The sequence below is a fragment of the Hominimerdicola alba genome (genome assembly GCF_900112155.1).
Classification (GTDB): domain Bacteria; phylum Bacillota; class Clostridia; order Oscillospirales; family Ruminococcaceae; genus Hominimerdicola; species Hominimerdicola alba_D.
The window spans coordinates 1-10,682 of the sequence record NZ_FOKQ01000069.1 but is presented as its reverse complement, the minus strand read 5'-3'; the positions used below and the strand labels follow the sequence as shown (position 1 = coordinate 10,682).

8 protein-coding genes and 1 pseudogene are annotated in these 10,682 nt (G+C 42.7%); 5 read left to right on the top strand and 4 right to left on the bottom strand.

Translation table 11 applies throughout. The features are described from left to right. Both BM265_RS18695 and BM265_RS18690 read right to left on the bottom strand, forming a co-directional pair. Positions 1–877, bottom strand: an 877-nt coding sequence (locus tag BM265_RS18695; protein WP_143098787.1) for a hypothetical protein, incomplete at its 3' end; no start/stop codon positions are given. A gap of 84 nt (positions 878–961) precedes the next feature. Then, entirely contained in the window at positions 962–1,615 is a 654-nt protein-coding gene (locus tag BM265_RS18690) for a hypothetical protein (RefSeq protein WP_074963446.1), read from the bottom strand. 496 nt (positions 1,616–2,111) lie between these two features. Here BM265_RS18690 and BM265_RS18685 point away from each other — a divergent pair, with 496 nt between their 5' ends. Together BM265_RS18685 and BM265_RS18680 are read left to right on the top strand one after the other, a co-directional pair. Beyond that, positions 2,112–2,699 (top strand): TetR/AcrR family transcriptional regulator, encoded by a 588-nt coding sequence (locus BM265_RS18685; RefSeq protein WP_074963445.1) that lies wholly within the window; start codon positions 2,112–2,114, stop codon positions 2,697–2,699. Positions 2,700–2,723: 24 nt separating this feature from the next. After that, positions 2,724–3,242, top strand: coding sequence for a cysteine hydrolase family protein (locus BM265_RS18680; RefSeq protein WP_074963444.1), 519 nt, complete (start codon positions 2,724–2,726; stop codon positions 3,240–3,242). Positions 3,243–3,326: 84 nt separating this feature from the next. On the opposite strand, the gene BM265_RS18675 is transcribed toward BM265_RS18680, so the two are convergent. Beyond that, the gene (locus BM265_RS18675; RefSeq protein WP_074963443.1) at positions 3,327–3,770 is read right to left on the bottom strand and encodes a GNAT family N-acetyltransferase; all 444 of its coding nucleotides are present in this window, start codon (positions 3,768–3,770) and stop codon (positions 3,327–3,329) included. A 420-nt stretch (positions 3,771–4,190) separates the two neighbouring features. Between BM265_RS18675 and BM265_RS20820 the strand changes: the two genes are divergently transcribed. Together BM265_RS20820 and BM265_RS18665 are read left to right on the top strand one after the other, a co-directional pair. After that, entirely contained in the window at positions 4,191–8,216 is a 4,026-nt protein-coding gene (locus BM265_RS20820) for a pectate lyase family protein (protein ID WP_074963442.1), read from the top strand. 137 nt (positions 8,217–8,353) lie between these two features. Further along, a complete protein-coding gene (locus BM265_RS18665) occupies positions 8,354–8,884 on the top strand; it encodes a CHAP domain-containing protein (protein WP_074963441.1) in 531 nt (176 codons plus the stop codon). Positions 8,885–8,955: 71 nt separating this feature from the next. On the opposite strand, the gene BM265_RS18660 is transcribed toward BM265_RS18665, so the two are convergent. After that, on the bottom strand, positions 8,956–9,705 hold the full coding sequence (locus BM265_RS18660; RefSeq protein ID WP_074963440.1) for an AraC family transcriptional regulator: 750 nt from the start codon (positions 9,703–9,705) through the stop codon (positions 8,956–8,958). Between the two features lie 752 nt (positions 9,706–10,457). Here BM265_RS18660 and BM265_RS18655 point away from each other — a divergent pair. After that, a pseudogene (locus BM265_RS18655) lies at positions 10,458–10,682 on the top strand (IS110 family transposase); the annotation flags it as partial.

Here is a 10,682-nt window from a genome sequence, read left to right as displayed (position 1 = left end):
CTCCATTAAAAGCAGTCTTCAATCCGCCAAAAGCAGTCTTCGCTCCACTAAAAGCAGTCTTAAAAGCAGTCTTAAGAGAGTTCCATCCACCTTTTAAAACATTGCCGATCGTACGGATCGGGTGTTTGAAAGCTTCTTTGATTGTACTTTTGACCGAAGCTTTAAACGCCGCTTTTCCGGCTGCGGACATTAAACCTATAGGAAGTATAACACTCGCAATATCAAGACCCCATCCAAGACCCTTATAAAATTTGGAAAATGTTTCAAATCCGAGATACTCCAGCAAACCGGCTACATCTGTTCCGAAAATCAGTGTGCATGCGATATCTGCAATACCCATCACGGCAGACAAAACACCTACAATAATGGCAAGTATCGCACAAGCTCCGGGAAAAAAGACAACAATCACTATTGCCGCGAGCACAATTAAAGCAGCCGTAATATAATGAAGATTATCCTCTATCCATCTTCCTATTGATTTTCCAATATCTGTAACCCTGTTCCAAAAGTCTTTTTCGCAATCAGGTTCCAGATAACTATAATTCTTATAAAAATCTTTCTTTTTTTCTCTTATCTTATCAGCCGCAGCCCTTTCATGCTGTACCGCATTATTTACAAAAGTTTCGAGTTTATTCTTCAGATCATTTATCTTCTTTTTCTTATCTTCCTTGCTTTCCTGTGAATTTACTATATCATCGATAGCATTTCCAAGATCATTAGATACCTGACCATCATTTTCACATCCAACACCTGCAACCGTGTGTTTAAGGTCTTGTACCGTTGAGTCATAGATATTCAATTTTGAAAGAAGTCTGTTAAGCAGATTACCAAAACCATCAAAACTCGATTTTTTCAGTGTTATGACCATTCCACTCAAGTTATCGCCTCCATATCATTTTTTTCTCGATCGTATACCGCATATTCAGCAGTACACTTTGTTATCACACAATTATAAAGGAGATCACCCTGCATTTGCAGCGGCTGCTGCAGCTGCTGCCTCGGCAGCCTCTCTCTCAGCCTTTCTGCGGGCTTCTTCTTCCTCTGCAGCAAGTCTGCGTTCAAGAGAAAGATACATCTCCATCTCATTGGACTTTTCGTTCTTCACGCCGTCCCAGTAGCTTATCTGACCCTCGAGTCTTCTTATCTCTGTTTCAGCAGCATCTATCTCTCCGTTTGTCTTTTTGATAGAAGCTTCAAGCTCTGTAATCTTATTTTCAACCTTTTTCTTTGCACTGTCAATATTAGTGAAGATCCTGCCGACTACGGACTTTCTGTGAGTCTTGTCATCTTCATTCATTATGTGCTTTGTAAGGTCAATAGTGCCCATACTGGATTCGCCCAGAGTCTTGAAATAAGAAGTTGCATCGTCCATTTCTGTATGTACTTTATTAAGATCACCATCTACCTTGTCGCGTATATTCGCCTTAACAAGAGTCTCATTAGTAGTTGTATAGCGATTCTTATCAGCAGTAAAATCATTCAATCTTACCTGTGCTTCTCTTTTGAGTATCTCCTGCCTGTATTTGCTGTCAGCGCAAGCATTCTTCTCAGAAATTGCTTCCTCGTACTTTGACTTAGCATTTAAATAGCAGCTGTGTGCTTCACCCGAAGTCATTATTCAACTCTCCTTTCTGAAAGTTCAGCAACACTATTAATATAGTGCCTTCTGATGTTCCAAAATTTATTATAAAATTTTGACAAATTATATTCTATTCTTTTTGATTATACCATCTTTTAAGGTGATTGTCAAGGTAATATTAATAATAATTTCACCAATAACACACCATCTTGTATATAATTTTATTAATTAGCAACTTTCATACTAAATAGAGAGTTAAAAATTGTCATATTAGTGAGTTCTGCCTTTGTTAATAGTTATAATGTATTAATCTATCCGTCTTTTAATGATAATATTTTACATTTCATTTTGGCTAAAATATTGTTTAAAAAGCTTTCGTCAACAGTGACAACTAAAAGTTCGCAATAAATGCACAATGCGCAATAATTAGTCAAGCCATTCCTTGATAACTATTCTTACAGGGTTGACAAAATCAATTGAATGGTGTATACTGTTTCTATTAATTAAACGTGTTTAATAAGTAGGTGAGATTATGCCGCATAAACAAAAACGCGACCTAGAAGCTACTAAAAAAGTCCTGCTCGAAGCCGCTAAAGAACTCATGACAACCTGTTCCGATTCTGACGAAGTAACATCACGGAAGATAGCCGCTAAAGCTCAGGTCAATCCTGCGATGATAAACTACTGCTACGGGTCGAGGGAAAATCTGCTGTACGAAGTTTTCAAGCAGCTGCTCTCAGATGCACAAATCGCCCGTCCAGAACTAGCCGAGTTACTTCATGCCGACATTCCCGCAAAACAGCGTCTGATAATGCTGCACTTTGGCATGATGAAGCTCATGATCGAAAACTTCAGCTACTCAAAAGCAATAACGAAGTATATACTTCTCAACCGCAGCGACAGCATCGGCATGGAAAGTCTGCCCTATATTATTGAACATTTTGACGGTCAAAAAAACGCGGGAGAATGCAAGCTTATAGCCTTTGAGATCAGCAGTTTGCACGAACTTGCAGTACTCAGGCACATCGAGCTGAAACAGCTTTGCGGCATCGACCTTACCGATGATGATACGCTTATGGCATACATCACAAACAATGTCGAGCGATTTCTCGAACAGTAATTCAGAAATTACAGGAGGTCAACTATGGCAGATAAAAAAGCACTTCTCGTGATAGATATGCAAAACGATTATCTCTGGGCAAAGCGCAAGCCCATGTTTTCATATGACTCAGAGAACCTGGTCAGTTCGGTGAATGAGACCGTCGCGCGGCATAAGGCTTCGGGCGATGACATCATCTATATCGGTCAGGTCTTCCCGAATATCATTACAAATCGACTTATAATCGGATTTTCAATAAAAGGTACAAAAGGCGCAGAGCTTTACAGCGGACTTGATGTGGTGTCTCAGCTGTACTTTGAAAAGAATCTCCCGAATACTTTTACATCTAAGAGTTTCAAGGAACATCTATCAAATAATAAGTACAGTTCATTCACAGTATGCGGTTTAGACCTTTGCGGCTGTGTCGGCGCAACTGCGAAAGGCGCACTCAGAACAGGAGCCGAAGTCTTTCTTGACGTGAAAAGCACAGGCTGTCGTTTTTCAGCTGAAAAAGCCCAAAAACGCAAGTCAGAACTGATAAGAAAAGGCGTAAAATTCATCTGATATTAGTTTGCAAGTGCAAAATAGAAATGACCCATACTATATAAATAGACCGTTCCCTAATAAAAGCAGGAACGGTCTTTTTTACTATTTTGGGGAAGACAATCTTTTCTCCATGTGCACACAGCGGAATGTCCTGCCCTCGATTATGTTTTCGTGATCGGCGATATATCCGAGCTTTTCGTAGAAGCCTGTCTTTTCAACACGGCTTTCCAGCACAGCGCAGATGTAACCCAGTTCTATAGCCCATTCTTCGGCTGAAATGACAGCCCTGCTGCCAAGCCCCCTGCCGCGATATTCAGGAAGAACAACTACCCTGCCTATCATCACCGCGCCGTCTCCGATATCGTAAAAACGGCAGGTCGCCACAGGAAAATCATCGTCAAGGATAACTATATACTTTGTCTCATCGCCGTCATGTTCATCGAATTCTTCTTCCAGCGTGATATGATATTTCTTCGCCATCGCCTGTATACGGACGTAATATGCTCCGGCACGCGCCGCTGTATTTTCAGCCCTTATAACCTGCACAGATATCACCTCTGCAAATATTATAGCACATCGCCCGTGAAATGTAAACAGTATGACTGTACAGCTTCAAAGTTAATTCATTAACACAAGCTGTTATTGATTTAGCCGCCTAAATATCCATAAAAGGAATTTTTATAAATTATAATTATATGAAAGTGAATTTGCAAATAATAAGCCTATTTCGTAATTATACAGCTGAAATCCCTATTTACAGAGGTTTTAGATTAATTAGATCTTCTAGCCATTATTACTAATTTTCATAAAGTTCATATAAAACATACGAAAAATGAATAATCAGTGCTGAATTTTGAATAGAAATGTTTAATCTTTTAGTGTACAATAAACATTGAGGAATAAGTATATAAATGGATATGGATCAGAAGGTATAATAATATGAAATCAAAGGAGAGCTGAATAATTATGAAAGCAATAATCATGAGAAAGACAATGGCAACATTGATGGCGACTGCTGTTGTTGCATCATCCTTCGGTGCGGGTGTCATAAATACGGATACCGGTGCTTTGCTGGGTGTTACCAACATAATCGCTAATGCCGAGAGCACATCCTCGGTGACTGTTACTGCATCAGCAGGATATGCAGAGGGCGCTTACGCTGAATGGAAAGCAGTTTCTGGCGCTTCGGGCTACAATGTATACGCTGACGGATATAAGCTTGACAGTATGCTTATCCGCCAGTATTCTTCATGCTTCCGTGCAGATGCACTTGGTCTGAAATCGGGAAGTCATACACTGAAGATCGTTCCTATCATAAACGGCAGAGAGGATTCATCCAAGTCTGCTTCTGTCAATGTGAACACCACCGCCCATGACCGTTCTGGATTCGGTTTCGTAAACGGTACTTCTTCCGGCGCTTATAACGACGACGGTACACTCAAGAGCAACGCAACTGTTATCTACGTCACAAATGCCACAAAGGATTCCGTAACAGTAACCATGCCTAATAAGAGTGGTACTGCTACAACTTTAAAGGGTGTGCAGAACATCCTCACCAACCTGAAAAGTAACAGCAAGGTAGGTCCCGTTTGCATACGTTTCATAGGAAACATTCAGGATCCCGCTAATATGCCCAGCGGTGACCTTTATCTTGATGCCATAACCTGCGGTCTTACCGTTGAGGGTATCGGTAAAGACGCTACCTGCAACGGATTCGGTGTCGTGATTAAAAATTCCTCAAATGTCGAGATCAGAAATCTCGGTTTCATGAACTGCAACAGCTCTGAGGGCGATAATGTTGGCTTACAGCAGAAGAATGACCATATCTGGGTTCATCACTGCGATATGTTCTACGGCGATGCTGGCTCCGATGCCGACCAGGTAAAGGGCGACGGTGCTCTTGATACCAAGACATCTACCTATATCACCCATTCATACAACCATTTCTGGGATAACGGCAAGTGCAATCTCCAGGGCATGAAGTCCGAGACTACCAGCAACTATATCACTTATCACCACAACTGGTATGATCACTCAGACTCACGCCACCCAAGAATACGCACCTGTACCGTACACATTTATAATAACTACTTCGATGGCAATGCAAAATACGGTGTCGGCATGACTCTCGGCGGTTCGGCTTTCGTTGAAAACAACTATTTCCGCAACTGCAAGTACCCCATGCTGATCTCCATGCAGGGCTCTGATAATGCAACAGGCGGTACATTCTCAGGTGAAAACGGCGGTATCATCAAGTCCTACAACAACAAGGTAACTGGCGACAAGACCAAGGGCTACGTGAAGTATCAGCAAAATTCCACCGACTTTGACGCTTATGAGGCAAGCAGTGCTACCGAGAAAGTTCCTTCCTACGTTACAGCAAAGCAGGGCGGAAGCACTTATAATAACTTTGAGACTTCCAGCGTGATGTACAAGTACTCCGCACAAAGCCCCGATGCAGCAGTTGAGACCGTAAAGGCTAACGCAGGACGTGTTCAGGGCGGCGATTTCAAGTGGACTTTCAATAACTCTGTTGACGACGAGAGTTCCTCTGTAAACACAGGTCTGAAATCCGCACTGCAGTCCTACAAGGATTCCATCGTGGCTATCGGCTCAGGATTCTCCGATTCGACCACACCATCAAACAATGATTCTTCAAGCAGCTCAAAAACCGATGATTCCAGCAGTTCAAAGCCTGATTCTTCAAACGGTTCTCAGACATCTGTTCCTGCATCATCGAATGTACATAACTTCACAACCAGTGGAACAAACAGCAGTTTCTTCTCTATCTCGGGCAATCTATCCACATCTAAGGGAACTGTAAACTACGGCGGGCAGACCCTGACCCAGTGCCTGAAACTGGAAAGCTCCACCAGCATCAGTTTCAACGCTCCTGCTTCGGGCAAGCTTACTCTTGTTTTCGTTGAGAGTACAGGTACGATCAAGCTCGACGGCACAAAGCTGACTGCTTCAAACGGCGTCATCACAGCTGACGTTTCCGCAGGCAGCCACACCCTCACAAAGGCGGACGTTGCTAACCTGTTCTACATGGCTTACTCAACTCAGGGCGGTACATCTTATCAGCAGCCCGATGACAGCTCACAGAGCGGCGGAAACAACGGCGGCAATAACGGCGGCAACACAGGCGGAAACACAGGCGGAAATAACAGCAGCACTACGATCAACGGTGTAAAGGCTGTAAGCGCCGGCGGCTGGAACGAAAGTCTGTACGTTGTATTCTCGGGTCTTAGTGATTCCGAAGTTACAGGTGTTTCATACTCGGGTACAACATCAGGCAAGCTGACTGGCAATGACCTGAAATATCTGGTACGCGATACTTCCGCAGGTCTTAGAATTGATATACCCGGTGTTCCCGCAGGTACTTACTCTGTTTCTGTAAACACATCAAAGGGCACTATCGTACAGAGCGGACTTCAGGTTAATGCACAGGATCGTTCAGGCTATGCACACTACAATTATACAGCAGGTGTGGGCGCATACAACGATAACGGCACATTGAAATCCAACGCTATTGTACTTTATGTAACCAACGACAACAAGGACACCGTTTCCGTAACTTCCAAGGATGGCACTACCGTTACCGGCATCGGCAATATACTCAACTCAGTCGGTCAGGACGTAGGCGGTGGAAAGACCGCAAACGGCAGTTCAAAGACCAACTCCAACAAGGGCATAATCAAGAAACTGGCTCAGGACGGCACACCTCTCGTTGTCCGTATTATTGGCGACGTTAAGGCGCCTGCGGGTCTGACAGCTTATGACTCCATAGATTACGGCGGAAGTGTAGGAGATAACGGCTACATGGCAAGAATGAAGTCTGGCAAGGATATCACCATCGAGGGTATCGGCACTGATGCTGCCATCAACGGCTGGGGTCTGCATTTCATCAGCGAATCTTCCGCACCAAGCCTCGGCAAGAGCTTTGAAGTGAAGAACATCGCTTTCAAGAACGTTCCCGAAGACTGCATAGGTATGGAGGGCGTTCAGGAAAGCTCAACTCTTACTGCTTCCGTTGAAAGATGCTGGATACATAACTGCGAATTCTATGCACCTTCAATTTCCAACCCTGCTGAATCCGATAAGTCAGGCGGAGACGGTGCCTGCGATTTCAAGCGCGGACAGTACTTCACAAACAGCTACTGCTACTATCAGGGCTACCACAAGACAAACCTTGTCGGTGCATCCGACAGCAATCTCCAATACCACCTGACATATCATCACAACTACTGGAACAAGTGCGAATCCAGAGGACCTCTTGCTCGTCAGGCAAACATCCATATGTACAACAACATATTCAGCGGACAGACAAGCTACTGCATGAACCCCAGAGCAAATGCCTACATTTTCTCTGAGTACAATGTCTTCAATAACTGCAAAAATCCTATGCAGGTAAAACTCGGCGCAGTCAAGAGCTACAATGACGTTTTAACCAACTGCACAGGCGATATGCAGGGCACAGTCGTATCAAGCAAGAGCACCAAGGTAAATACCGATAACAAGTACGCAAACTTCGATACAAACTCATCGATATGCTATATTCCATCGGGCAATTACTTCCTCCAGACAGATACATCAAAGCTTGCTTCTTACTTTGAAGTTTACGGCGGAACTCTTGACGAAACTACTGTGGTAAACGGCTCGACTTCTTCGTCTGGTACAACACAGCAGCCTTCTACTCTCGATCCCAATCTTTATCCCGTGATAAAGTCTGTTGATTACAACGAACAGTATCACCAGATAAGATTCACATGGAATCCTGTTCAGGGCGCTACAAACTATGGTATTGCTGTATATCTCGCAGGCAAGTGGAGAGTCCAGACCTCTGCTATCCCTGCATCTACCCTCAGCTTTACAACTCCCAAAAACCTCACTCCCGGTCTGACATACAAGGTAGCTATCGCTGCCAAAGTCAACGGCGAGTGGACATCAACAGCTTCTATCAAGCATGCTGTTACAGTTACTGTAAGATAAACCATCGGAAAGAACCATCCTTAAAACGAAGACCGCGCCTCGTCACTTGTATGGGGTGCGGTCTTTATTAGTTGACTTTTTATCAATCAGAAAGTATAATGTTATCAGAATACACTAAAGATCACAGCGGAGGTATTATGAAAAAAACAACAAGAAAACACCTTGCCGATATCGCAAAAGTGAACGCTCAGCTACCGCTTCATGGTTTTGTAAAGTGCGAAGCATCGAACCTCTATAGAATGATCCGACATTTTCCCGGCTGGACTTTAGAAGAAGCTGACGGACTTTGGTGCGCAGCTTTCGTTTATCATTGCTGTATCGAAGCCGGTTTTGAAATACCGATACGTCCTGCCGAATGTCAAACCTGCCATCTGGCAGGTTGCATCGCATGGGAAGAATTTGCACTGGGCGATGAGCGCATCGGTTATCATAAGATCGGTGATGGTTTTGTTCCCGAAGCAGGAGATATCGTGCTATTCGACCGCGTCTTTGAAAACTGCGAGCATGACCATATCGGTATCGTCATCGAAGTTCGCGAGAATTCAATACTGACCGCTGAGGGAAACGTCGGCAACATTTCTACGATAATAGAACGCCCGATAGATGAGCATATCCGCGCTTTTATCCGACTTCCCGATGGATACAGATATTTTGAACCAAACACATAAATTCAGCCCCGTGGAGTACTTCCGCGGGGCTGGATTTATATCTACAAAAGGGTTTTGATGTAAACTATATTTTATGCGCCTGCCGAATGCATGGCGGCGTAATTTTTCGGAGAACATCCAAAATTCTTCTTGAAAACGCGCGAGAAATACAGCGAGTCGGAATAACCACATATATACGCTATTTCGGAAATATTCTGCTCAACAGTATCAGGGGAGCAAAGAAGCTTCTCTGCCATATGTATCCTCAGATTTGTCAGATAGCTGTGGGGCGTCATACCCATCTCACTCTTGAAAAGCTTGCGCAGATAATCGTAGCTGAAAGGTATGGTGCGCAGATACGTGTCAAGTTCGTAGTCGCAGTCTGTGAAATTCTGCATTATATTGCTCTTGATCTCATCCACCACATCACGCAGGGGCTTTGTATTGCTGAAAGCTGTGACGTAATTAGCGATAAGGTCGCCAAACGCTGCCATAATAGGCTGTCTGCTGTTGATATCGCTGTTGAAGAAATAGAAAGCGTCCTTGAAGCTTCCCTTGATGTGCTCTTCGGCATCATCAGAGATAAGCAGAGGCTCCTTGAAATTGAAAGTTGCATCTGTTATGTTTATGTGGATATTTGTGAAACCCTCATCGCTGTTATTAGCATGTATAACACGCGGCGGGATAATCACAAGATCCCCTGAGTTGTACTCAATGGTGCTGTCTTCAAATTCAAATCTGCCCTGACCGCCCGTGCAGTATACAAGCTCCCACTCTTCATGAAAATGCTGCTTGCAGGTAAAAGTAGTCATATTCCTGCCTACATATATGATATTATTCATTGTTCTTCCCCCTCTTCGGATAACTTTGGCCAAGAAACTGTCATTTTATCCGCTGTGCAAGAAATACGGCAATATGAAACAGACATCACTATATCTTACCGGTATAAAATATTCCGATATTTAATTTTGTCAATCTTTATATGTCCGATAAATATCAGCCGGACACATACAAGAATATTCCACCGTTTTTCACGCACATATAATACCCATCTTCTGAAAAATCCTTATTTTTCGGACAATTATTCTTTTCATTGATTATAATTAAATTATATCACCTTGATATTTTAAAGTCAATAGTTTTAACAAAGCACGTATTACCGATTAACCAACTTTGTTGAACTTAACATTAATCAACAATAGGATTTGTTGAATATCACACGAGTTTTTGTTAAGTTATGCGATAATATTATCCTATAAAAATATATTCTCTAACAGATAACTTCCCTTAACACCATGATAACCCCCATACTCCGCGTAATCACGCCAAAGCACTATATTACATAAAATCCCAACGAATCATGATAGAATATGTAAAAAATCCACTATTTTTTAAAAATAATAGATTGACAACCCAATATGTTATATGATATAATTAAAAAAATAGTGGTACTTTGGAAATGATACCATATTTTGAATGGAGCTTCCTGTAACCAAACAAATCAAGGGGTTGCAAAAAAGAACACCTCAGTGTAGAATGTAAATACTGACGATGCGAAAGTTAGTAATACAAACTACAGAAAGGTGTCCTCTATATGTATTATACACAAAATGAAAAGATTTTGCAAGTAGGAGAAGAAAAAATAATTGTCGGGATCGATGTAGGCAGCGAAAAGCACTATGCCAGAGCATTTGACTGGAGAGGGATGGAGTATTCAAAGAAGGCCTATGTGTTCACAAATGACGCAGAAGGATTCGCAGGCTTTTTTGAATGGATCACCGGGATCATGGAAAAGAGCGGAAAAGAAACCGTTATGCCG